This is a genomic window from Brevibacillus brevis, assembly GCF_900637055.1.
GTDB classification, from domain to species: Bacteria; Bacillota; Bacilli; order Brevibacillales; family Brevibacillaceae; genus Brevibacillus; species Brevibacillus brevis.
Map to the genome: position 1 here is coordinate 5,622,048 of NZ_LR134338.1, position 22,422 is coordinate 5,644,469.

25 protein-coding genes are annotated in these 22,422 nt (G+C 48.2%); 5 read left to right on the forward strand and 20 right to left on the reverse strand.

The genetic code is table 11. The features are described from left to right. Window positions 1–56: 56 nt before the first annotated feature. Window positions 57–578, forward strand: a complete 522-nt coding sequence (locus EL268_RS27180; RefSeq protein WP_106652462.1) for a DinB family protein — start codon at window positions 57–59, stop codon at window positions 576–578. Here the strand turns inward: EL268_RS27180 and EL268_RS27185 are convergent. Continuing rightward, complete coding sequence (locus EL268_RS27185) at window positions 575–1,351, reverse strand: DUF169 domain-containing protein (protein ID WP_106652461.1); 777 nt, start codon at window positions 1,349–1,351, stop codon at window positions 575–577. The genes EL268_RS27180 and EL268_RS27185 overlap by 4 nt on opposite strands. 207 nt (window positions 1,352–1,558) lie before the next feature. Between EL268_RS27185 and EL268_RS27190 the strand changes: the two genes are divergently transcribed. Then, window positions 1,559–2,119, forward strand: coding sequence for a hypothetical protein (locus tag EL268_RS27190; protein ID WP_106652460.1), 561 nt, complete (start codon window positions 1,559–1,561; stop codon window positions 2,117–2,119). Window positions 2,120–2,197: 78 nt separating this feature from the next. Here EL268_RS27190 and EL268_RS27195 read toward each other — a convergent pair whose 3' ends face one another. From EL268_RS27195 to EL268_RS27270, 16 genes are all read right to left on the reverse strand, one after another. After that, window positions 2,198–3,511 carry a VWA domain-containing protein gene (locus EL268_RS27195; protein ID WP_106652459.1) on the reverse strand — a complete coding sequence of 438 codons (1,314 nt, stop codon included), beginning with the start codon at window positions 3,509–3,511 and terminating at the stop codon, window positions 2,198–2,200. A 35-nt stretch (window positions 3,512–3,546) separates the two neighbouring features. Further along, window positions 3,547–3,747 (reverse strand): hypothetical protein, encoded by a 201-nt coding sequence (locus EL268_RS27200; RefSeq protein ID WP_106652458.1) that lies wholly within the window; start codon window positions 3,745–3,747, stop codon window positions 3,547–3,549. 32 nt (window positions 3,748–3,779) lie between these two features. After that, window positions 3,780–3,980 (reverse strand): hypothetical protein, encoded by a 201-nt coding sequence (locus EL268_RS27205; protein WP_232030112.1) that lies wholly within the window; start codon window positions 3,978–3,980, stop codon window positions 3,780–3,782. Window positions 3,981–4,006: 26 nt separating this feature from the next. Continuing rightward, window positions 4,007–4,675 carry a Tad domain-containing protein gene (locus EL268_RS27210; RefSeq protein WP_106652456.1) on the reverse strand — a complete coding sequence of 223 codons (669 nt, stop codon included), beginning with the start codon at window positions 4,673–4,675 and terminating at the stop codon, window positions 4,007–4,009. Continuing rightward, the gene (locus EL268_RS27215) at window positions 4,675–5,121 is read right to left on the reverse strand and encodes a TadE/TadG family type IV pilus assembly protein (protein WP_232030593.1); all 447 of its coding nucleotides are present in this window, start codon (window positions 5,119–5,121) and stop codon (window positions 4,675–4,677) included. The genes EL268_RS27210 and EL268_RS27215 overlap by 1 nt, the downstream gene beginning before the upstream one ends. After that, window positions 5,111–5,833, reverse strand: coding sequence for a hypothetical protein (locus EL268_RS27220; protein WP_106652455.1), 723 nt, complete (start codon window positions 5,831–5,833; stop codon window positions 5,111–5,113). Before EL268_RS27220 ends, EL268_RS27215 begins: the two co-directional genes overlap by 11 nt. Before the next feature lie 18 nt (window positions 5,834–5,851). Continuing rightward, window positions 5,852–6,706 (reverse strand): hypothetical protein, encoded by an 855-nt coding sequence (locus EL268_RS27225; RefSeq protein ID WP_106652454.1) that lies wholly within the window; start codon window positions 6,704–6,706, stop codon window positions 5,852–5,854. Window positions 6,707–6,721: 15 nt separating this feature from the next. Beyond that, complete coding sequence (locus EL268_RS27230) at window positions 6,722–7,858, reverse strand: hypothetical protein (protein WP_106652453.1); 1,137 nt, start codon at window positions 7,856–7,858, stop codon at window positions 6,722–6,724. 30 nt (window positions 7,859–7,888) lie between these two features. Continuing rightward, window positions 7,889–9,322, reverse strand: a complete 1,434-nt coding sequence (locus tag EL268_RS27235; protein WP_106652452.1) for a vWA domain-containing protein — start codon at window positions 9,320–9,322, stop codon at window positions 7,889–7,891. A 110-nt stretch (window positions 9,323–9,432) separates the two neighbouring features. Next, window positions 9,433–9,645 (reverse strand): hypothetical protein, encoded by a 213-nt coding sequence (locus tag EL268_RS27240; RefSeq protein WP_106652451.1) that lies wholly within the window; start codon window positions 9,643–9,645, stop codon window positions 9,433–9,435. Between the two features lie 109 nt (window positions 9,646–9,754). Beyond that, complete coding sequence (locus tag EL268_RS27245; protein ID WP_106652450.1) at window positions 9,755–10,690, reverse strand: type II secretion system F family protein; 936 nt, start codon at window positions 10,688–10,690, stop codon at window positions 9,755–9,757. Window positions 10,691–10,694: 4 nt separating this feature from the next. Next, window positions 10,695–11,621 carry a type II secretion system F family protein gene (locus EL268_RS27250; RefSeq protein WP_047072375.1) on the reverse strand — a complete coding sequence of 309 codons (927 nt, stop codon included), beginning with the start codon at window positions 11,619–11,621 and terminating at the stop codon, window positions 10,695–10,697. Beyond that, window positions 11,599–12,987, reverse strand: a complete 1,389-nt coding sequence (locus EL268_RS27255; protein ID WP_106652449.1) for a TadA family conjugal transfer-associated ATPase — start codon at window positions 12,985–12,987, stop codon at window positions 11,599–11,601. The genes EL268_RS27250 and EL268_RS27255 overlap by 23 nt, the downstream gene beginning before the upstream one ends. A 13-nt stretch (window positions 12,988–13,000) precedes the next feature. After that, complete coding sequence (locus EL268_RS27260) at window positions 13,001–14,158, reverse strand: CpaE/TadZ family protein (RefSeq protein WP_106652448.1); 1,158 nt, start codon at window positions 14,156–14,158, stop codon at window positions 13,001–13,003. A gap of 3 nt (window positions 14,159–14,161) precedes the next feature. Next, window positions 14,162–15,004 carry a CpaB family protein gene (locus EL268_RS27265; RefSeq protein WP_106652447.1) on the reverse strand — a complete coding sequence of 281 codons (843 nt, stop codon included), beginning with the start codon at window positions 15,002–15,004 and terminating at the stop codon, window positions 14,162–14,164. A gap of 97 nt (window positions 15,005–15,101) precedes the next feature. Continuing rightward, window positions 15,102–15,557 carry a prepilin peptidase gene (locus tag EL268_RS27270; protein ID WP_106652446.1) on the reverse strand — a complete coding sequence of 152 codons (456 nt, stop codon included), beginning with the start codon at window positions 15,555–15,557 and terminating at the stop codon, window positions 15,102–15,104. Window positions 15,558–15,779: 222 nt separating this feature from the next. Between EL268_RS27270 and EL268_RS27275 the strand changes: the two genes are divergently transcribed. The 3 genes from EL268_RS27275 (at window position 15,780) to EL268_RS27285 (ending at window position 19,157) form a co-directional block, all read left to right on the forward strand. Further along, complete coding sequence (locus EL268_RS27275) at window positions 15,780–16,124, forward strand: thioredoxin family protein (RefSeq protein ID WP_106652445.1); 345 nt, start codon at window positions 15,780–15,782, stop codon at window positions 16,122–16,124. Window positions 16,125–16,577: 453 nt separating this feature from the next. Continuing rightward, a complete protein-coding gene (locus EL268_RS27280; protein ID WP_106652443.1) occupies window positions 16,578–17,732 on the forward strand; it encodes a response regulator in 1,155 nt (384 codons plus the stop codon). 27 nt (window positions 17,733–17,759) lie between these two features. Next, window positions 17,760–19,157: a DUF4832 domain-containing protein gene (locus EL268_RS27285; RefSeq protein ID WP_106652442.1), complete on the forward strand. Its 1,398-nt coding sequence runs from the start codon at window positions 17,760–17,762 to the stop codon at window positions 19,155–19,157. A 73-nt stretch (window positions 19,158–19,230) separates the two neighbouring features. Here EL268_RS27285 and EL268_RS27290 read toward each other — a convergent pair whose 3' ends face one another. The 3 genes from EL268_RS27290 to EL268_RS27300 are packed head-to-tail and all read right to left on the reverse strand — an operon-like array spanning window position 19,231 to window position 22,395. Then, window positions 19,231–19,917, reverse strand: a complete 687-nt coding sequence (locus EL268_RS27290) for a DUF4956 domain-containing protein (protein WP_106652441.1) — start codon at window positions 19,915–19,917, stop codon at window positions 19,231–19,233. 22 nt (window positions 19,918–19,939) lie between these two features. Beyond that, window positions 19,940–20,674, reverse strand: a complete 735-nt coding sequence (locus tag EL268_RS27295) for a polyphosphate polymerase domain-containing protein (protein ID WP_106652440.1) — start codon at window positions 20,672–20,674, stop codon at window positions 19,940–19,942. Beyond that, window positions 20,671–22,395 carry a CotH kinase family protein gene (locus EL268_RS27300; RefSeq protein WP_106652559.1) on the reverse strand — a complete coding sequence of 575 codons (1,725 nt, stop codon included), beginning with the start codon at window positions 22,393–22,395 and terminating at the stop codon, window positions 20,671–20,673. Before EL268_RS27300 ends, EL268_RS27295 begins: the two co-directional genes overlap by 4 nt. Between the last annotated feature and the right edge of the window lie 27 nt (window positions 22,396–22,422).

Sequence of the window (22,422 nt, forward strand, 5' to 3'; positions counted from 1 at the left end):
GTCAGTAGCGTTTTCATATGATAAAAGCAAGAAAACCAAGAGGAGCTGATTCGCCCATGAATACAAAAGAAATCGTAAACAAATTTGAAGACGTGACAAACCACTACCTGCAAGAATTAGAAGGCTTCACTATGGAACAACTCTTGCAAAAACCAAGTGAAGAGGAATGGTCGATCGGTCAAATGTACCTTCACTTGATCCAATCTGCCCGGTATTTTCAAATAGGAAGTATCGAGAAGTGTAGACAAGGAGGCCCTGCTGTCACAGAAGCAGGTACCGAAAAATCCGAGATCGGGCAGGCGATATTTGCTCAAGGCTCCTTGCCTCCCGTTCGCGTGAAAGTCCCTGCCTCCCCGGAGTACACACCTGCACAACCGGAGAACAAGGAGCAATTGCGTGATGGACTCATCAGCGTGCTCGCACAAATGAAAGAGCTGGAACCGACTTTGGACGAAATTCCTGCGCATCACACGGTAGCTCACCCAGCCTTCGGTCCGCTGACGGCCAAGGAATGGTTCGCCGTCGTAGAAATGCACTATCGCCATCACCTGCTCCAGCTTAACCGACTGAAGGGTTAGTTTTTTTCTCCAAACATCCCCGCAAGCTTTTGATAGGTCGGCGGAAACTCTGCCTGATAGCGCAAGAAGGACGGGATCGGGTAGCGGATTCCGCCTTTTTGCGTTCCCGCTAATCCCTCGACCAGCTCAGCGGCATCGCGAAAATGAAAGCTGAAGGCCATCTCATGATCCTGTGTCTGGGCAAACAATCTGTCGCCATAACACGGGACGATCACTTGCGGCTGTCCCGTCTGGATCGGCTTGATTGCAATGTCCGCACAGTCGGCCCGACTGGAAAAGGTGGAAGGAATCGATCCACCGCGCTTGTACAGCATCCCCGCCACCAATCTCATGACCTGTGCCGCATTGCCGTAAATCACGACAACATCTGGCTCGATCTCTGCTCGCTCCAGCGGAAACGATACGTAGTAGCCGCTTTCTTCTGCTGAAAATTTCGGGACATCCAGCTCGCTTTTCGCCCCATTTTCCAATGAATCTGTATACATCCCACAGGCAAGATGACCCTCTGTATAAAACGCAGGCTGCTCTTCATAGCCAAAAGCCACCTGCGCGATTGGACAGGACAGATCGGCTCCATTCATCGCGATACTCCAGCCATAACGCCGTGAAAAACCGACAGCTTGGCAAATGGTAATCGGATAACCGAGATCACGGACAGGTCGCTTTGCCTTTGACGGCAGAGCGGCTTCTTCTTTTTGGATGCTAATTCCTACGGGAAAAGTCTCTGTCCTCACATACATTTGAAGCGCTTGGTTCAGCTCGATGGCGTTCATTCCATTTGCCCCCTCGTTTTTCATATACACTGCTCATACTCCGAATTTTTCGTCTTTTTTGCCCAAAGTCCTGTCACTCCCTACATTTTTCTCAAAGCTTACAACATCGTAAGGTAATGGAAAGGTTATTCGATAGGGAGTCGAAACAATCCCTGTTAGGATAAGAAAAGATTACACGTATTACTTGGGATGGCTGGAGGGTTCACAATGAAAAAGTTCGCATGGCTGGGCACGGCGCTTCTCGTCCTTTTGTTAATGGGATGCTCCTCCAGTTCACCAGATGCAGTGCTAGGGCTCGGAAAAGAAGAAGCGGCGCAAATCGCTGCAGCCGCTGTTAGACAATATTATCAGGTGGATGTTGATACAACTGATCGGGAAATCACGCTGGAGGACCCAACCAATTCGGTATACAGAGGAGTACCTGTTCACGCCATACTGAAACGCGAACCTGTGAGTGGCGATGTCCATGGCTTTCACGCCATCATCGAACCGAAGTCAAAGCAAATCCTTTCCCTGTCGATTGACGTTATTGGAATAAACGGAGAAATGGCAACAAAAACGATGACAGAAGCTGCTTTGGAAAAGACGGCATCTGATTTCATCCGCTCGAAAAACCTGCTTGCGACGAACGACTTCCAATTGGTGAAAGCTTCTGACGCTCATTCCAATGACGCCAAGCGTTACTTTTATTACACAGATGGCCTAAATGACGTGGCAATCGGAGTGGACCCAGGCCTGCAACAGGTCGTTACGTTTACGTATGATTGACGCACCCTATCCCTTACCATTTTCAGTGGGTTCTCCGTTGCGAAAGCACTCGCTTTTGCAACGGAGAACCCATTGCTGTTAGTTTCCGCTGTATTTATCCTCAATTTCTTCTCTCATTTCCTGATAGGTCTCGGTTGTGAGACTCACCAAATAATTGGTAAGCTCCTCCTTGGACTGTGTAGCCAACGCTTCTCTTTCTTGCCTTTTCCCAGTAAGGTACTCCCTCGCTTCATTGCCAATCTTGCCGCTCACAGACAAATGCTCGATCGCCATTCCGATGTTCAGGCTCTCCCGCCAGTTTTTCTCGTACCAGTCCCGGTCGTAAGCATCCACCCATTTTTTGCGGTCGATCAGCACAGCGTCAGCTTCTGTCAAAGCATCCCGTTTCCACTGCTCCCACTTCTGGGCAATTTCTTTCGCACGTTCCAGCTCTTGCTTGAACTGCTCGCGGTTCGTCACATTTGCATACAGCCCTTCTGACGCGTGGGCAATCTCCTTTAATTGCTTCTGCCCTTCTGCATTTACGTCAAAGCCGATGACGTTCAACAATGGCATAATTTTGGACTGGGACAATTCCTTGGCTACTGCCACTGGATTGCCATCGCACGTCTCGATACCGTCACTGACTAGATAGATGACATTCGTATTTTTATCCGCTTCGAATCCCGCCAAATCCTCCTGAGCGAGACGCAAGGAGTGGGCAATGGATGTCCAGCCCGTCGGCTCAAACATGTCAAGTGCTTGCTCAAGACCTTTCGCATCGTAGGCTTGCAATGGATAGACCATCTCACTGCTTCCACAGGAGAGCTGTTTATGCTCATCTGCATTGCTGCCCTTATGTCCATATACGCGCAGCGAGATTCTCGCCTCTTCAGGCAGTGCTTCCGCGAATTCCTTGATCGCTTCCTTGGCAAGCTGCATTTTCGTTTTGTCCCCAATTTTCCCGGCCATGCTTCCGCTTGCATCCAGGATGATTTCTACGTTGAAATTTTCCCGAAACTGAAAGCGGGCGTCCTCGATGTCCGGACTGCCATACGAAGCCATTCTCCAACGGTCGACAACCATTTGGGGACTGAGGTAATCCTCTGCAAACAGGGTGAGCAGTTGATTCCAGTACAAATCCAAGTAAGCATCATTCATCCCGTCGACTAGAGTAGGCATTTTATCCAAAACCTGTATGATCTCAGCTCGATGCGGATAAGCTGCGTGGAAAAATTGTGTGCCAGCGAGTGGTCCGGGCTGGGAAGCAATCAATTCCTGTGTTGTCTGCGGCCATTGATTTTGCCCGATCCCCGTACCTGCTCCTATTGCGCCCAGTGAACAGCCGGTCAGCAGCAGCGTGATCAGAATGCTGTTGATTAAGAGCGACATCCGCATTTTGTTGTTACGCATTCGGTCATATCCTCCTTGCCTAGTTGCCCTGTTGATCAGATCGCCGCGTTTTTCTTTCGGATGAACGCCAGATGGTTTCTTTTGATAAAAGGCATACCGATGGCGAGGATAAGCAGCTGCAACGGGAACTCTTCTCGATAAAATGAGCCGATGATCGTAGCCGGTACAATCAGGGCGTAAAAGTAAATCATCATGTAGCGCCAAAAGCGCTGCCAGTTTCGTTCCTGTCTGGACATGGCTTACACCTTCCTTCTCGTACACTTGATCATCACCGACTCATTTCTTTTCGGCGCAAATGGTCCATGCCAGCCTGTTCAATATAAGGAAGGGCAAACATAAAAAAGAGCAGTGCATACGGGAGCTTTTCCCCCAACGCCATGAACAGACAGGCCAGCGGCAGGAAAACGCCATAGATGATCACCGTCATTACATTCCAGAACCGCTGCATTTTTTGTAGCTTTCTTGTCATGCCATTTCCTCCAATGCTCGCCGTTCCTACATAGGGATATGCGGATTCGCCCATCCGCTTACTTCATCAATAAAACCGATCCGTCTGCTTTCTCCTGTCTGGTAGATTTGCTCGGAATAGGCAGGAATGAAGTCAAAGCCCATCGATTCCGATTCGTACTTTACAGAAGTTGTTACTTCAATCCGATTGTCACTATTGAACAATTTGACGGACGAACCGCTTAGCGTTGCATGGTTATCCGATAGCACTTTGGCAACCACTCCAGGAATTTTTGCTGTTGCCGTTTGCAAGCCAGCGTAGACATAAGTCTGCAACTCAACATCGCCTGGCAATGCGCTGCTCAATACCGAGTCAATCGCACCGTATTCAATCTCGCTATGGGACCAATCGGGGTGCACTGCTCTCAGCTGGCTCCTAGCAATTCCTAGTCTAAGACCGAGGTAATTTTGGTCATAATACCGTTTGGGTGACAAATCATACTTGAGAATAGCCGTATCCATCTCAACATAAATATCCTTCACAGCCGCAATACTCGCCTGCTGCGCACTGTTCGACGCCTGCTCCTTGTCTACAAAAATGGTCGAAAAGTTGAAAAGCGCAACAAACACCAGCATGAACATAAACCAGTAAATCGTCAGAGTGAAGATCGTCATATTTCCACGTTCATTTTGCAAGTGACGCAGTATACGTACCATTAGTTCATCACCCTGCTCGTCATTTCCCGATCAAAGGAGATATATCGGTCTTCCTCTTTGATATAGAGCCAGTCAGGAAGAAACCCCAGCTCCATCTGAACGCCGACTTTGGCGGTAAAATATCCGTCGACTCCCCCTGAGATATCCGCCCCTTTAAAGGAAATGTAGCCTCCTGCCGCATTCACCACGTTTTTGGCAGCTTGCGTGGCTTCTCCCGAATTCCCCGTTATGGCATACACCTTCGCCGCCTCATTGGCTGCCGACTGCGAGATGATTACGCCGTAGACACCCACAAGAAACTGCCAGCAAATCAGCATGATCAGAAAGACGAACGGCAGTATGGCGATAAACTCCACGGTGACGGAGCCCTTTTCATTTGTAACAATCCTCTTCAGGCGCATTCTTCGCTCATCTCCTTTCGCGCTTATTTGCAAGCTACCTCTCATCAAGCAGCAATCCTCCCGACACAGCAGCTTCTGCTCCTGCCGCTTCTTCTTTCCACTTATTCACGTACATCATGAACATGACCGCGAAAAACGGAAGAACAATCACGTTGAGCAAAAGCTCGATAAACATAACCGCTCCGAAGGTCGAGGTGATGGACGTGACGAGGAACAGACCCGCCAAACTGATTAGCCATTCCACCAAGCTCACTAGCAACAGCAAGCCAAAGATTTGCAAGAAATGCTTTTTCCCCATTTCCAGGGCACCTCGCCAGCAACGCCAAGCTGATTGTTTTTTCAGCACCACGAAAAACGGCGTCAAATAAAACAAAACCAGAATGATCAAACCGGGTATCATGAATAGCATCATTCCTGCGGATACAAGAAAGCTAAACACGATCCCGAAAACGAACACGGAAAAGCTGTGTTCGAAAAAAGCCCGAAATGCCTTTCGAACCGGGCGCTCATCGCCGTCCAAATCGCTTTGCACATATTGGGCAAAAGGGATCTGGAGGATCAGCAAAAACAGAAGAAGTAAAAATAGGTTGAAAAAGCTTGCTACAAATTTTGCACCCGTGATGGCGGCGAGCAGGTTAAGGAAGTTAAGCGTAAAGTTGTGTATCAGAAAAAACGGCACAACGAGCACTGCAGACAAGAGCAGCAGGGACTCGATGTTTCGCGCGTAAAACCGAATGCTTTCTTTGATTGGATGCATATGCTCTCACCTTTCCTGCTAAGGGTTTCTCAGTTTATCCATCAGCCCGTTTTCCAAGATGGTCTTGTTTAGACTCTCGTGGGCTTCCCGCAACTGTTCAACCGAATGGAAAGATTCATGTTTCCCTATCGTATGAGTCTCAAAGCTTTTCACAGATTCATCCGCAATATTTCGCAACGTTTTGTCTTTGTATGCCAAGAGCAAGTCGTGCAGCTTTTTTCGTTTCTGCTCCTGCACCCGATCCAGTTCTACTCGATTAGGCTGGAAAAACTGATACAGTCGGTCCACTGAGTCCTTGATCAACACCTGCTTGCGGATGCGATCATACAAAATGTAGTCGGATTCAAATAAAACATCGCGCAACGCCGTTTCTTCTCCCTCGATCACGTAGTTGCGCGCAAAGAACTGATTGAGCAGATCCATCCCACGAGCATGAATGGCACGCAGTTGATCCCTGCTTTTGATCATGGTTTCGCAAACGTCGATCAGCTTCTCCACATCTTGCCGTATCACAGCATCCATCTTATCGTGGTAGCTGGGCAGCAGCGCTTTGAGATGCTCGTATTTTTGCTGGTACATCTCGATCGGCTTCTCTTTATCAATGGCCAGATTGTTCTTAATCTTGCGCCCCGCATGTGCATGCACCAAAAACAATTTCACCACTGGCTCTGCTTCATTGCGGCGAACTACTTCACCATCCGGTCGCAGCACCAAGTACCCGACAGCGTCTTTTTTCCCCCATTTCCAGTACGCTACATGATAGTAATATTCTCCGTTTACGTAGGCTGGGTAATTGTACAGCTCCGTTCTCTCCAAAAAACGCTTATGCCGCTCGATTTGAGCCTGTACCTGTGGTGTATTCACGACTTTCATAGCAAAGGACCTCCGTTACGCAAATAAGGATTTCACCCAGCCAACAGCTTTTCCGACCCCATCCCGGATTCCACGAGTAATTGCTCCGCCGGCTAGCTTGTCAGCGTACTTCACGAGTTTGCTCAAGCCCCACAAGACCGCACCGGTGACAACAAGCACACCACCTACGGCCTGCCCGCCTGGTATGACAGAAGCAATGACCCCTGCATCCATCAGTACACTGCCGAAATTACCGACGCCATCCACAAATTTCTCATTTTGTGTGGCTTCACTCTGGCTCGGATCAAATGCCATGCCAAAGCTTCCAAATGTATCGATAACATCAAACGGAAGGCTGATGGCTGCTACGCCAACATTCAAACCTTTCACGATCCCCGGCATTCTAACGCCGGATGGATTTGCCGAATTGGTCAGCTGACCGCCTTGGAAAATATCCCGGAAGCTGTTATTCGGCAATTGCGCCAACACAAACTGATAGTTGGCCCATGCGTTCATCCCGTCGAGTGTATCAACACCCATGCCTGTTACAGTACCTGCATACGGCGTATTCTTGAAGGCTAAATCAAGGCCTTTTATTGCCAGGTCTCCCATTAACATGCCTTTGCCCCGAAGTCCCGTCGCCATATCTACTTCGCCGTTCATAAGCAAATCAGCGCTGTATGCCAGCGTACCGCCCATTACGTCTTTGAACGTCCATTTGATTGCACCGTATTCCAGCGTCTCCGTCATCGGTTTCGAACCATCAGAGTTTGCACCAGGTGGCTGCATTTCTATATTCGTTGTCGGGGCGGTTGCGTTTGGCGCTTGCGGGTTCGGTTGATTGACATTCGGCGCTTGCAGGTCCGGTTGATTGACGTTTGGAGCCTGCAGATTTGGCTGCTGCCAATTCGGCGCCTGTGTGTTCGGTGCCTGCAGATTCGGCTGCTCCCAGTTCGGGGCCTGCACATTCGGCTGTTCCCAGTTTGGCGCCTGTATGTTCGGCTGTTCCCAGTTTGGCGCCTGTATGTTCGGTTGCTGCCAATTTGGCGCATTGTAATCCGGCGCTTGCAGATTAACAGATGATGCCAGAGCCGCAAGTGGAAGCAGATTCATCAAAAGAATCAGAAAAGCAAAGGTAGCCGCTGCAATTGGGCCTCTAATCCATTTCCTCACTTCACAAACCTCCTTTTGGAGATTTCGACTTTAGTTCGTTTTCGTATTCTGCGCAAACTTCTGGTTGATCGCATTCACCGTTTCCTTATAGGACTTATCGTTCAAGGAATCCAGAAAGTCCTCCAATTCGTCCGCCTTTTTCTTGGCTATATCCTTCTGTTCGTCCTTCATGGTTCGGAGACGATTGGCGAGTTCATCCGGAATCATGTCATCCGCACCCATGGTCGTAATGGCAGAATTCATATTGTAGCTTTCATCGCCAGCAATGATTCTCCAGTCTGCTGCGAACGAACTGATGTCTGTCTTACGTGATATGCGCGTGTCAAAAGCCTGATAGGACGCATCTGCTTTCCACTTTTTCCATTTGTCTGCAATCTCTTTCCCACGATTGAATTCTTCCTGTAGTTCTTTTTGATCCTGAATCAGTACGTAGCGACCTCCTGCTGCCTTGGCCACTTCTTTTAGCTGTTGCTGCCCTGGGCCGTCCACGCCAAAACCAATTACGTTAATAATCGGTGTAATCGCTGATTGGGAAAGTTGTTTTGCTGCTTCAGCGGGGTTTCCGCCGCATGTTTCGATTCCGTCGCTAACCAGGTAAATCATATTGGTGTTTTTGTCCCCTGAAAATTTGCTCAAATCCTTCATTGCTTCCTGCAAGGAGTAGGCAATCGGGGTATATCCCGCAGGCTGAAACTGATTCAAGGAACTCTGCAGTTTTTCTTTGTTGTAAGGCTGCATTCCGTATACCAAATCACTGCTGCCGCAGGAGAGCGCTTTATCCGACTCTTTCCCGCTGCCCTTATGTCCGTATACGCGCAGAGCCACATTGGCCTGTGGCGGCAATGATTCAGCAAAGGCTTTGATAGCATCTTTGGCAGCATCCATCCTTGTCTTGCCGTTCGCCATTGCACCCATGCTGCCACTTGCGTCAAGAATAATCTCCACATTGTAGTTTTCCTTGTACTGGTAGCGAGGATCTTCGATTTCCGGACTTCCGAAATAATCCATCTTCATGTCATCAATAATTTGTTGCGGATCTGGATAGCTCTCCGCGAACAAACCTAAGAGGGCAAGGTAATACAGATTCGTGATTTCTTCGTCTGGATTTTCAATATAAGGGAATTTCTTTAATTCCGTTTCTATCTCTTCCTTGTTGTCGTCATACGACTTCCCCGCAAAAAGCCCAGGAGGAGTGTTCAAAAAATCCTCTGTTGTTTCCCGTTTTAGCAGGGGGCCAGCCTTTACCATTGCCTCCAGCGCTTTTATTTTTTCTTCTCTGCTCATCTCGGTGTTCGTTTCACCAGTGTTGTCTGGAGGCTGTTGTGTTTCTGTGCCTGATGGAACAGAGGGTGGCTGCCCATCCGTGGTCTGTGGAGTTTCCGGTTGATTTCCTGCCTCTTGTGAACACGCCGTTAGCAGGCTAAAAAGGAGGATGGCCGCAAAAATTCCCTTCACAAATCTCATCGACTGCTACCTCCTGCTTCCTACAGATTTACTATGTATGTGTGGCGGTGAAGGAAAGCCCTTCACCGCCAACTTTTCCAATGTTTGTAACCAAACAGCATTCACTCAGATTACTTCCCATCCAAGTCTCCGATGATATTGCCAAGCGTTTCACCAATTGATTTTCCTACACCGTCAGGATTACCTTTGAAGTAAGTGATTACTGCTCCAAACACGGCGATCACCACACCTGCCAGCGCGATCCATTCAATGGCTTGAGCACCTTTCTGATTATGCAGAGCTCCTTGGACTTTTACATACAGTTTTTGCATCATGGTTTTCATAAAATATCTTCTCCCCTCATGGTTAAAATGAATTTGATAAGGCACATTGTTCACATTACTCATCCCATCTTTGTGACGGGCATCACCTCCCATAAAGTCAAAACATACATTATGGCATGATGCCAGAGAACAAATCGAGGTTCTCTAAAATATTCAATACCATCAAACCGCCAATCAGGATAATCGCTGTAGGAGTCACGACAAACGTGGTGATCAGGGTTACTTTCGGCGACGCCTTGGCCGCCTTTTCCTTGATCAGCTCTTTCCGGATTCTTCGCATGTTTTCGGCTTGTGCCTTGAACGTGACGGCAATCGGTACTCCCAAGCGCATCCCCTGAATGAGCGCTTTGATCAGCATTTGAAACTCCGGATTATCGTTGCGTCGAAGCAGTTGTTCATACGCCTTTTCCCTCTGTACACCCAGATCCAGCTCTTGATTGAAACGGGAAAACTCTTCCCGAATCGGTCCGTCAAAAAACTTGATGACTTCGCGCAATGCCTGATCGAGACTTACCCCCGCTTGCAGGGTGACGCTTACGGTGTCGAGAAATTCCGGCAGGTCATAACGAAGCTGATTTTGACGATCCCGGGCTTTGTTCTTCAGCAGAAGGATGGGCAGAAAGTATCCAACCAACGGCCATGCGATCAGGCCCAGATGCGACAAGGGAAAGCCAAGAATGAAAAACAGCGTGCCGGCAATGATGCCGAGCAAAGCCATAAATATTTTGACTCCTTGAAATTGGGCAACTGTCAAATCTAACGGGCGTCCAGCCTTCAGGAGCCAGTCCTCAACCTCATGTGACTCACTAAAAAAGTTGATGCGCTGACCTATGACCGCATAGTCGTCTCCATACCGAAGCAGGCGTTTGACCAAGCGTTCGGATGAAGTTTCCTTCTTGCGCACTCCGTAGTTTTTGTGTCCGGTCACCTCATGGACATGTGTGAGCAGTTTTTGCTTCTCGATGGAGTAGCGATACCACTCCTTCAGACAGATGGCGAACAGCAAGAGAAACAAGAACACGCATGTAATTATGAGAGCATCCATGTTTTCACACCTTTATGTTGGTCACTTTCTTTACGAGGATATAGGACAGGAGAGTTCCGATTACGAACAACCCCAGAAGAAAAAGACCAAATCCGGAAAACAACGGATCAATGAAGCCTTCGTTCATCATGTTCATCATCAGTACCAGGGCAATAGGCATAATCGGCACCAAAATGGAGACGTATCGCTGTTCTGCCGTCATGGTCTTGATCTCCTGATTCACAATGCGGCGATCCTCCAATGTCTCCGCCATTTCCTGCAGCACTTGGCTCAAATTCCCCCCTGCGCGCCGTTGAATCAATAGCGTAGCAGTAAAGATACGGAAATCCCGCGTCGGTATCCGTTTTTCCATGTCAGAGAGCGCCCGGTCAAAGCTAACGCCAAGCTGCAGCTCGCGCGCCATACGGCTGAACTCTTCGCCAGCAGGGTAATTCATCTCTTTCGCAACAAGCGTGATCCCCTGCGAGAGCGTAAGTCCTGCTCGCAGTGAGTTTGCCAAAAGGCGGCACACCTCGGACAGCTGTTCATTCAACCGCTCCTGGTACTTATTTCGTCTTACAAAGAACAACACGTTCTGTATGAGATACATCACCGCTGCACCAATAATGATGTTGTAAGGAAAGGGAATATTCACCACATTACTGAGTAAGAAAGCGAGTCCCATCGTCCCTACAATCAAAATTCCGTAAAACTCGGAGGGCGCCAGAGGGAAATTCGCTTTGATCAGCTTTTTTTGTATTTCTTTGGCATAAAGCGTCTGGTCGAATTTGTCCCCCCAGACGATGACAACGCTTTTTCGTTTGCCCTTCACCTCAAACCATTCTTCTGCTTTCTTTTTCCATTCGGTCTTCTTGGCCCGGTAACCGAGATATTCATAGAGGCCCCAGATACCAAACAATACCGCAAGACTAAACAGAATAGGCATGGTCACGCTGCTTCCCTCCTTCCGCCCTGAACATGGATTCGTCGAGATTGATTCCAAATACTTGGAGCCTCTCCAAGCACCGCGGGATCACTCCGGTTGCCGTAAAGTAGCCAAGCACTTCTCCTTTTGCGCCGATTCCCTTTCGCTGGAAACGAAAAATCTCGTTGACCTCTACCCGTTTGTCTTCGGTTTTCACCACTTCTGAAATGGAAACGATTTTCCGCGTTCCGTCAGACAGACGTGTGACCTGGACGATGATATCCAGTGCGCTGACAATATATTCACGGACGATCGTGGAGGGCAAATCCATCCCTGCCATGACGACCATCCCTTCCAAACGGTTGAAGGCATCCTGCGGTGAATTGGCGTGTACCGTGGTGAGCGATCCTTCATGTCCCGTATTCATTGCCTGCAGCATGTCAAATGCTTCCGCACCCCGTACCTCCCCGACGATGATTCGGTCTGGCCTCATCCGCAGGGAGTTTCGCACGAGCTGGCGAATGGTGACTTCTCCTGTTCCCTCCATATTGGGTGGGCGTGCCTCCATGCCAATACAGTTGGGGTGAGTCAGCTTCAGCTCGGCCGAATCCTCAATCGTGATGACACGTTCATAGTGAGGAATGGCTTTTGCTGTCGCATTGAGCAACGTCGTCTTACCGCTCCCCGTACCGCCTGAGATCAGGACGTTCATTTTGGCTTCCACTACGGCTTGAATAAACTGGGACATCGGTTCGCTGAAGGAACCGAACTGCATCAGGTCATCCATTAAATACGGCTCTTTGCGGAATTTACGAATCGAAACGAGTGTCCCATTCAGACTGATCGGAGGGATGACCGCATTCACGCGGCTTCCGTCCTTCAATCGGGCGTCGACCATCGGTGAGCTTTCGTCGATTCGGCGGCCGAGCGGTGCGACAATCCTGTCTACAATATGCCGCAAATGTTCCTCATCGCGAAATTTCAAATCGGTCAACTCGAGCCTTCCCCGCTTCTCAACGTAAACAAGGCTGTGCCCATTAATCGAGATTTCCGTGATTTCCGGGTCTGCGAGCAGCGGTTCGAGCGGCCCAAGCCCCACTGATTCATTGATCAGACGAGTCAGCAGTATGTCCTTTTCATTTCGTGGAATGACTACTTTCTCTTCCGACATGTATTGGGATACGAGACGTTCGATCGCGAGACGCATCTCATCTGAACGTAGACTAGTCAGTCTCTCCAGGTTGGTCTCACGCAAGAGTCGGGTCTTGTAATGCTCAGCCAGTTCGTCAATATACGGATTGAAGGAAGGAGCTGCTAGTGTGGCAGCGAGTGTCGTCTGCTTTGCCTCATCCCCTGGCGCTGTCTGCTCTTGCTTGCGTCGGAATAAAGCCATCTAACTCCCACCTTTATGACAGTTTCTTGAGTACCCATTTTCTGATGTCTTTCGCAGCCGGAGAGAGCTTCTTCTCATTCGGTTCTTTTTGCAATGGTCGGCCTTGATTGACGGCCGCTTGCACTCCTTGATGATCTCTGCTGATTTCAGCAGTAATCGGAGCGTTGAATAACCCTTTCAAATCCGATACGTTCAGTTCGTTATCCCGTCCCACCTGGTTGACGATCACTTCGAGCCTGCCTGCCGTATCAATCCGAAGACGTCTGAACAAGTCTTCCACGAGTCGGTAAATTTGAACGGACGGTGTGTCAAGATTCATCACGTAGTAAATCATGTCCGACTCTGACAAAGCGGCAAAGGTTAGCTCATTCATATGCGTTGGCAGGTCGAGAATGACAAAGTCATAACTGCGACGACTGGCGCGGATCAGCCTGGTGACGAAGGCTTCGGACATATTCTCGGCTGTCTCGGCATCCCGCGGACTGACCAGCACCTCCAGCTTGGAATAGTTCTCCCTCTGCGCCACGTTTCGAATATGAAATTCGTTGATTTCGTCCATAACGGGCATCAGATCGCCCAATGTACGGTTGTTTTCAAACGACAAGAAGGTTTCTACACCACCGTATTGGAGATTGAGGTCGATGAGCAGCACACTTGCCGTAGATTCCAGCTTCAATGCTTGCGCAAAGCCAGTTGCCAGCTGTGTTCGCCCGCTTCCCCCTTTTCCGCTGTAAAAGGAGTACACCTTCCCTCGTCCTCGCACAAAAGCCTTGCCGGATACATCCGCGCCCTTTTTTCTCTGTTTGATTAGGGATAGATCGGATATTTTGTCGAGACGATCAGACAAAAGATTCAGCTCATCAGGCATGACGATGTATTCAACCGCACCCGCACGGACGACATCTCGCAGCAAGACAAAATCCTGTCTTTCCGTGAGATAAATGACAATGCCCTCCGGCAGCTCGCCTTGTATATACTGCACCAGCTCTACTCCTGCTCCGTCTTCCGGCTGCACGAGCAAAACGACATCGGGTCCAATACGGTCAATTTCTTTTTTCACTTCGATAGAAGTCGTGTATCGTACTTGCTCGTAAGCGGACAGAATTTCCCTCAGCATGTCTTTTACAGAGTCGTAATCCGCAACGACGAGAATTTTCATATCTTTGTTCATGACTTACCCTCCGGTTTTCGGTGGTTGATTAGTTGGCTGCGGTGGTACCGAAGTTGGTTTGCTTTGTGGCTGAACCGGAGCCGCTGGTGGTTTCTGGACGGCGGCGGGCAGTCCGGCAGGCTGTGCCGCGGGTGGCGTTACTGCTGGTGTCCCAGGCTTGGCGTCAGCTGGTTTGCCAGGCGTTTTCGTCTGTTCCGGCGTAGGCTCCACAAACGGATCAGGAATGCCCAAGTCTCCTTTGCCCACATTCGCTTTCAAAATGCGAACCATCTGGGCGTAATGCTGCTGGTGAATGAATTTCGGCGCTTCCTCAAACGGCAGTTCCAAAGCCACGCCCTTGAAGCTGTTCTCCGATTTCGCTACCATGGCGACCGGCACGTCTTTCATGAACACTTCCGTTACGGGCTTTCCACTCACCTCATGCGAGATGATGATGTCGACCCGGTCTAGCGCTTCCAACTCCTGGTCGAAGACGATATTATTCGATGAAAATACCGTCACGAGCCTGTTGTTCTCATCCCGAACAACGTTCGCTGGCTTCATGATGTTTTTCGTAATGATATCCCCCTTCGACAAAGGGACAATCGTGACTTGATTTTTCAAACTGGCTTTATCGATCACATACGAATCATCCGCGTACTTTTTCGGGATTTCCCTTACCGTCAATTGGTCGGGTTGAATCAGTGCCCGAGATGGAATGTCTGCATTTGCCTCGTAAATTTCCACCATCTCGCCAAGCTGCGCGTTCAGATCCTTGATTTTTTGCAAAAACAGAAAGCCCGCCAGAGCAGCAAGTAGGAACGATAATACAAGGAAGATGATTGCTCTACGTTTTGATTCCAACATCTGAAGATTCCCTCTCTTTTTTGAAAAATCCATTCATGTGTCATACTTTGTCGTTTTATTACCAAGATTGCGAATCGACATCCTTATGAGAAAAAGACTAGTAATACATGACCATGACCAGCATCAGACTGGTTCCGCCAGCGATAAATGGCGCCAGTGGTATCTCTCGGCCAACCTTCATTCTGCCCGTCATCTTGGATATGACCCACATAGGAAGTACACTGACTCCCGCGAGCAAATACGTAAGCATGAGTACGACCAATCCCGCTTGCCATCCAACCGCCGCTCCCACCAGAGCCAGCAGCTTGATATCTCCTCCGCCCATCTGCCCTTTACTGATCACCGCCATAATCAGTGAGATTCCGCCCAGCATGATAGCTCCTATCGCATAGGTTAGCCATTTTTCCGGATGAAGGTACGCATGCACAAGGAGAAAATAAACGATTCCTGGAAGCGTCAGCCAGTCGTAAATGAGACGACTGCGTAGGTCGGTATACATAGCGACTGCCATTACGAAAAGAATGGGAATGATGACATACATGGATAACACCATATGTCCTCCTTCCTGCTTTTTAGGAAAAATTCACCATTACAGACGGAGGATTTTTGAAGATTGTTGCAAAAATACCCAATTTTTTTTGGGTATTTTAATGGAAACCGCTTCCATATTCTTTTTTCCTGAGATTGTGCGGGACGTTTTTCCTTTTCAATCTGTCGAATCGTAGGTTAAGCTGATGGTAAAGTGTGAGGACAACGAAACAAGAGGTGGAGAACCGTGCAGGATTATGTAGAACTGACTGAACTGCTTACAGACATCGAGGGCCATCCCCTCAGCCTGCTGTTCATTAAAACGGCAAACTGCGGTGTGTGCGATGTCACCTACGCAAGAACGGTAGAACTGCTGAAACAATACCCACAAGTGAAAAGTATGGTTGCATCCATGGAAAAAATGCCTAATCTTTCCGGTGAGTTTCTTGTATTTACTGCTCCGGCGATCCTGCTGTTTATGGACGGAAAAGAAGTGTTCCGACAAGCCCGGTTTGTCTCGTTTGATGAGTTGGAGCATGTTCTGAAGTTGACAGTGGAGGAGACCCAGGCGAAGAAAAATACAAAAGCATGACAATCCCTACTTTTTGTAGCGAATCATCATGCTTTCCTTTGCGATTACGTGATATAAACAATGGTTTGGTACAAAATAATGATCCAGAACCATACGATTGCAAAACCAGTTGCGACTAGCCGGTAAAAGAGCATTTTATTTCGTAGTTCTTTCCACTTTCGAAAAAATCCCGGGCATACCAATATTGTCAAAATAGAATTGAAAATAATTAGAATGACGTAAAGACCAAAAGGCATCTTCCACCCCTCCTTTTTAGCGTTGAACCCATTACCGCATCTTGCGTACACTATCACCCTATTCGCAATTCACCGTAATTCGCTAAAAAATTCACACTTCCTTCCACCGTAAAGATTTGGATAACCTCTCTTTTGATGATAGAGTAGAAAGTATGAACAAATCAGTTTCGCAAGACAATCTGTTGTATTTTATCGTTTTTTGAAGGAGAGACAGTGGATGAGAGCCTTATTGGTAGACGACGAGCAACTACCCTTGATGCATCTGCAACGATTGCTAGAAAAAGATGTTGGCGGCGTTAAGGTAGTCGGAGCCTACACCAATCCTCTCGAAGCGATCGACCAAGCAATATCCCTTCAACCAGATGTCGTATTTTTGGATATTAATATGCCGCGTATCAGTGGTCTGGAGATCGGAGAACGTCTGCAAGGAATCGATAACTCCCCGGAGATCGTCTTTGTCACGGGGTACGATAAGTACGCCGTCGATGCTTTTGAGCTGTGCGCGCTGGATTACATCATGAAGCCTGTACAACTTCAACGCTTGCAAAAGACAATGGACCGTTTGCGTGAGAGAATCAAGTCCGCGCAAGAAGCCGCGCCTGTTAAAGCAGAATCAGTCGTTTCCATCCAATGCTTCAATAGTATTTTGTTTCACCAGCCGAATCAGGAGCCGCAAGAGATCAAGTGGCGTACGAATAAAGCTCGCGAGCTGTTTGCGTATTTGTTGCATCACCGTAACAAGATGATCGACAAAGATTCGCTGATCGAGCTTTTGTGGCCGGATTATGATGGAAGCAAAGGCGTAACCCAGCTGTATACGACGATTTACCTCATCCGGCAAACCTTGAAACGCTATGGTCTCCAGACGATATCGATCAACAAAGGCAATTTAGAAGGCGGTTATAAGCTGACGATTGATTCGGCCACGATCGATGTGGAAGAATGGGAGAATCGCCTCAAACAACTACCGCCCCTTTCTCTTGCTAGTATGCAGGAGTATGAGAAAGTGCTCGCGACGTATGCGGGCGATTATTTCGGAGACTACGACTATTTATGGGCAGAGTATGAGCGAGAAAGGCTCCGCAGAATGTGGCTTCAGCTCGCGAAAACAATGAGCAGCTTCTATTTGGGCCACGGCAGAGTACAAGAGGCGATCAACGTCAATCAGCGCATTCAGCATTTGCATCCGTTAGAAGAGGACAGCTACATGATCTTGATGCAATTGTACGCTTCCTTGGATAATCATGCTGCTGTAGAAGAACAGTACCATCTCTTAACCTCTCGTTGGGAGCTTGAGCTCGGCACTGCTGCAAACGAACATATAACGACGTGGTATCACATATGGAAACAGGAGACAGAACAAAAGCAATAATTCTCTCACTTTATCTAGGGGGTACTCATGAAGATCAGAATTTGCGGCTTATACAGTGTACTTCTCGCTGCTTTTTGCATTCTCCCTTCCTCTGCCGCTGCATCCAGTTATGGAACGGCTACCTATTCACCGAAGCAAATCCAAGATGTGTTGCATAACCCGTATATGGGGCTGGCGCCAGATTCACGGGTGAGTAATAATGACCAGAACCACACTCTCGTCTATGCCAATATTACGTGGAGAATGCTCGAGCCAACAAAAGGCGACTATGCATTTGATGAAGTCGAGGAAGCGATTCGTTTCGAAGAGTGGACAGAAAAAGATGTCAAGTTCATCCTCCGTATCATCATGGACCTCCCAGATAAGAAATCGGACATGGAGATACCCGATTGGCTCTATAACGAAATCGGCGGGGACGATGATGGGTTTGATGATGGTGAGTGGTATCGAAACGACTATGGCAAAGGCTACAGCCCAAACTATAGCAATCCGCTTATCATCAAGTATCACAAACAGTTAATAGACGCATTGGGGGAGCGCTACAAGGATGACCCACGTATCGCTTTCATTGAACTCGGAAGCCTCGGTCACTGGGGAGAATGGCACACCGATACGTCTATCCCTTTCCCTGCATCGGAAATTGCCGATCAGTACGTACAACCTTACTTGGACAACTTCGCTGATCCGATGCTGCTGATGCGCAGACCACACCCTATCTCCAAACAATATAAGCTTGGCCTGTTTAACGACATGTTCGGCAACAAAGAAGATACAGACAGTTACCTGTCATGGATACAGAAGGGCTATGTATCCTGGCTTACCAAAGAGAAAATGCCTGCCATGCCTGACTTTTGGAAGTACGCACCAAGCGGTGGAGAGTTCTCCCCATCCGACTCGTTAAGCAGCTACTTTGATCGCTCCTCAATTAACCAGGTAATCTCACAAGCCAAAGCTTCGCATATTAGCTGGCTTGGCCCGAATACACCCGCACGATTCGAAAAAGACGGCGAGCAACAAGAATATTTGGATCGCTTTTTAAACACGATTGGCTACCGCTTCTCCATCACCAAAGAGACACATGCCAAAGCAGTCGAGCCCGGAGACAGCCTCGCTGTGACGATGGATTGGCAAAACCGCGGTGTTGCTCCTTTTTATTTCCCGTGGATTCTCGAACTGTCACTCGCGGATGAAGATGGCGAGATCGTAACCAAGACAAAAACGGATGAAGACATCCGCAAATGGCTTCCTGGCAAGAAAACCGTCAAGCAAAGCTTGGAAATCCCGGATGATCTTCCAGAAGGAACATACACACTCTGTGTAGCGATCCTCGATCCCCATACGGAAGAGCCTGGCATTCAACTTGCCATGGAAGGAAAAAGAGCGGACGGAAGATACACACTAGGCAAGGTTCAAGTACGAGATTAATAAAATCAAAGAAAAATCCCTTCCTGACAGCCTGTTAAGGAGTCGTCAGATAGGGATTTTTTTGCAGAATCATTTATGGTGCATAATCGCCATCGTAGCTTACCAATGATACGTTTTTCACACCTTCTACCTCTGAGATATCTTGAACAAATGCCGTATTATCTCCTTTGATTTTTACTTCCACAATCAATTCAACGATCTCTTTGTTGACTGTCTTTGACTTCAGGGTGTATTTTAGCTTGTTCAACTGGTATTTGACCCCGTCGTTGGCTTGATCGTGATAGTTAATAATGAGCAGATAAGCAACATCTTTCATTTGCCGCTTGGATAATACGACGATGACAGCAGCTACCACCAGTGATCCCAGGACGGAGACAGGGTACACACCCGCCCCAGTCGCAATACCTACCGAGATCGACCAAAACATGAAGACGATATCCAACGGGTCTTTGATAGCGGTACGGAACCGCACAATGCTCAACGCGCCGACCATCCCGAGTGAGAGCACGATATTCGTGCTAATCGTCATGATAATCAGGCAAGTAAGCATCGCCATCGCCACCAGCGTGATGTTAAAGGTGTGTGTATAAACGACGCCACGAAACGTTTTCTTGTAAATATAGTAGATGAACAAACCAAGCAATCCCGACAGCACAAGACCGATGATGGTATCGATGATCGAGATGCTGGCGAATTGGTCCATTTTTAAGACACTTTTTTTGATGATATCTTGAAAATTAATGGTATTGGTAGTATCCATAGTTTCCCGACTTCTCCTCACCCTAAAGATTATAGTACTTTTTGGTCTCCTCTCTGCAAATGACGTATTTGGAGATAGCCGATCGCTGATTACTCAGGTTTTGTAGCAAATGTCTAATATTGAATGGCAGGAAGTGATCGTATTTCACTTCCATGATCATCATGGGCTGATGAATGGCTCTCACCATCATGATGTGCTCGTCAAATATATCAAGGGAATTGACGTTTGCCTTCAAGTACTTGTCAAACGTAATCCTGACATTCCCTTCTCTCATCAAATACGCCTCTCGAACGTAATCCGTAATAACGCGCGGCCGAAACAGATGGTTTTTGCACGACAAGTAAAAATCCCGCAGCACAGCACTTTCCGTCTCTTGCAAAAACTCAACATCGCCTGCCAAAATCAGTTCATACTCCTCTCGCGTGATCGACGCTGATTCTTTGCAAATGTACCCGCCAAACTTGCTCTTCCGCTCCATCTTGATGACCGCATCACTTTTGTTGTAGATACGGATGCGGTACTTCTTTCTTTGAAAAACCCCGTAGTTTTTTTCATAGAGGGCCGTGTCGTGATAGTCATCAAAATACAAGCTGCGGATATGATATCCTTCCTCACTCACAGAATAGGGGTCAGGAGTTGCGATTAACCGCAATTTCTGCCGCAGCGGCTCGTAATGACTCAGCCGAAGATAATACTTCAACTCATGCCGCAATCGCTTGTTGCCGAGTTGGATGCCCGTGCTCTGTATTCCTTTCATTTCAATACGAACTCCTTCACCCCATGATAAATCGCATCCTCCGGCTCGACCCTGTCAAATGCCGTCTGTGTATTCCCTTTGCTGTCCCTTACAATCACGCGCCAAAAAAAGCGGCCTTTTCCCGGATCTTTTATCGCGTATTCAACCCCTGTCAGCCCCTTCGCCTGCGCATGTATCTTCGTAAAAGCAGGATCGTAGCTGACGGCAAAGTCGTAGGTCAGATCATCTCCTTGCAGGTCATAGGAATGGTCCCAACTAAAGACGAGCTTGTCCCCTTCTTTTCTTGGCTCCCCCATAAAAAAGGGCATCGGATTCTCTTGGCGTTCATAGTATCTCTTTTTGTTACGCTCCGGTTCACCAGAGAGAAGTGCTTGCTCCTTGTGAAAATAGGAGACATCCAACGGCAAATTATATAAATCAGGTTGTTGCAGCACGTATTTGCTCACAATCGGATAATAGCTCTTCAAGTATTTTTCCGTTTGCTCCTTCGTAATGATCTTACTGACTTCCTCAACCTTTTCGTTTAGCGCCTTGATGTTTTCCGGGTCTTTGAAGATGCGGCGGTGCAGGTTCGACACCCAGTAGTTGGAGAGGCCAAACTGCCATGGACCGAGTCCTTTTTCCGGACTGCGCTTGAGCTCTTCTTCAAAAAATCCCCACGATGAGTCATAGTCCCACGGGAGGAAATACCACTTGTTCGAGTTGCTCGGGCTGTATAAGTAAAAATTGTGAACAGCGGTGTCGTGATTCCCCATCAACAGGTTGGATGCCAGCCAGGTATAATAGTTCTCCCGATCAAAATGCTTGTCCAAAAAGTCTTGCGCATTGATCGCAGGATTGTGGAGATCCTCCAGCATGGCAATGAGCTTTTCATGGTTCTCGCTGCCTTTGATCTCCAAAATTTTCTCAAATGCTTTCTTGTCGTAGGTAGGATCGGTTGCCAGCTTGATTTGATCCTCGTAGCGGTGGAACTCGAAATCAATTGCCTTGTACAAATTTCCGTTCCGGTCCAATCCATGCGCCTGCAAAAATGTTTTGTTCGGCTGTTCAATTTGAGTGAACAAACCGTAATCAACAAAGTCCCGGTCCGGATTTTTTTTGGTCAAATCCTTGATTTTCACTTGAACGAACTGCGTCCGCAAACTGGTCATATTCGGCATCTGCTCGAAATAATCAAAGCTAAGCTTTTGTCGAACACGCGTCATGTCAGACTTGTGCTTGCTTAAGTTGATGTTGCGTTGATCCCGCCAGTATCCAGCGCTGTCGAACAAACGGATTTTGTACGATTTTTGTTCCGCTCTTCGGCTCGATTCCCCCCGCAGCTCAATCGTTCCGTTCGCTCTCGTATCGCCAAAACCAAAGTACCCCTGAGCTGGCCCCTCCGCCGTTCCTTCCTGCATAATGACTTTGGCCTGGAGATCTTCTCCCTTTTCATTTCGTCCGCTAGGAGCTAAATTGAGTTGCGTAAAGGTGGTCGTCTCCAGTTTCGAATTTTCTTCGTTGACTACCGTCACATATAAATGGACGACGCTCCCATCAACATCCTGATCGTATACGCTTCTATTCTCAATCAGACCCTCGTTCATCTGCTGAGTTGGCGCCACCTGACTCGTTGCTGGCGGGTTGTCTGACACTGGCTGTTCTGACGCATCCTGTGTACAACCAGCCGTGACAACTCCCAATGCTGCGAGCAGGCTCAGCATGAATCGTTTTTTCTTCAACCCAAGTCCTCCCCAATCCATACATAC

Coding starts and splice junctions, on each gene's coding strand:
- EL268_RS27210 (WP_106652456.1), bottom strand. CDS start 4,675: ATGGTACGTATACTGCGTCACTTGCAAAATGAACGTGGAAATATGACG.
- EL268_RS27235 (WP_106652452.1), bottom strand. CDS start 9,322: ATGAGATTTGTGAAGGGAATTTTTGCGGCCATCCTCCTTTTTAGCCTG.
- EL268_RS27245 (WP_106652450.1), bottom strand. CDS start 10,690: ATGGATGCTCTCATAATTACATGCGTGTTCTTGTTTCTCTTGCTGTTC.
- EL268_RS27255 (WP_106652449.1), bottom strand. CDS start 12,987: ATGGCTTTATTCCGACGCAAGCAAGAGCAGACAGCGCCAGGGGATGAG.
- EL268_RS27295 (WP_106652440.1), bottom strand. CDS start 20,674: ATGAAAGGAATACAGAGCACGGGCATCCAACTCGGCAACAAGCGATTG.
- EL268_RS27180 (WP_106652462.1), top strand. CDS start 57: ATGAATACAAAAGAAATCGTAAACAAATTTGAAGACGTGACAAACCAC.
- EL268_RS27205 (WP_232030112.1), bottom strand. CDS start 3,980: ATGACAAGAAAGCTACAAAAAATGCAGCGGTTCTGGAATGTAATGACG.
- EL268_RS27280 (WP_106652443.1), top strand. CDS start 16,578: ATGAGAGCCTTATTGGTAGACGACGAGCAACTACCCTTGATGCATCTG.
- EL268_RS27215 (WP_232030593.1), bottom strand. CDS start 5,121: ATGAGAGGTAGCTTGCAAATAAGCGCGAAAGGAGATGAGCGAAGAATG.
- EL268_RS27185 (WP_106652461.1), bottom strand. CDS start 1,351: ATGAACGCCATCGAGCTGAACCAAGCGCTTCAAATGTATGTGAGGACA.
- EL268_RS27260 (WP_106652448.1), bottom strand. CDS start 14,158: ATGAACAAAGATATGAAAATTCTCGTCGTTGCGGATTACGACTCTGTA.
- EL268_RS27240 (WP_106652451.1), bottom strand. CDS start 9,645: ATGAAAACCATGATGCAAAAACTGTATGTAAAAGTCCAAGGAGCTCTG.
- EL268_RS27290 (WP_106652441.1), bottom strand. CDS start 19,917: ATGGATACTACCAATACCATTAATTTTCAAGATATCATCAAAAAAAGT.
- EL268_RS27190 (WP_106652460.1), top strand. CDS start 1,559: ATGAAAAAGTTCGCATGGCTGGGCACGGCGCTTCTCGTCCTTTTGTTA.
- EL268_RS27200 (WP_106652458.1), bottom strand. CDS start 3,747: ATGTCCAGACAGGAACGAAACTGGCAGCGCTTTTGGCGCTACATGATG.
- EL268_RS27195 (WP_106652459.1), bottom strand. CDS start 3,511: ATGCGTAACAACAAAATGCGGATGTCGCTCTTAATCAACAGCATTCTG.
- EL268_RS27225 (WP_106652454.1), bottom strand. CDS start 6,706: ATGAAAGTCGTGAATACACCACAGGTACAGGCTCAAATCGAGCGGCAT.
- EL268_RS27270 (WP_106652446.1), bottom strand. CDS start 15,557: ATGGTGTTATCCATGTATGTCATCATTCCCATTCTTTTCGTAATGGCA.
- EL268_RS27220 (WP_106652455.1), bottom strand. CDS start 5,833: ATGCATCCAATCAAAGAAAGCATTCGGTTTTACGCGCGAAACATCGAG.
- EL268_RS27265 (WP_106652447.1), bottom strand. CDS start 15,004: ATGTTGGAATCAAAACGTAGAGCAATCATCTTCCTTGTATTATCGTTC.
- EL268_RS27285 (WP_106652442.1), top strand. CDS start 17,760: ATGAAGATCAGAATTTGCGGCTTATACAGTGTACTTCTCGCTGCTTTT.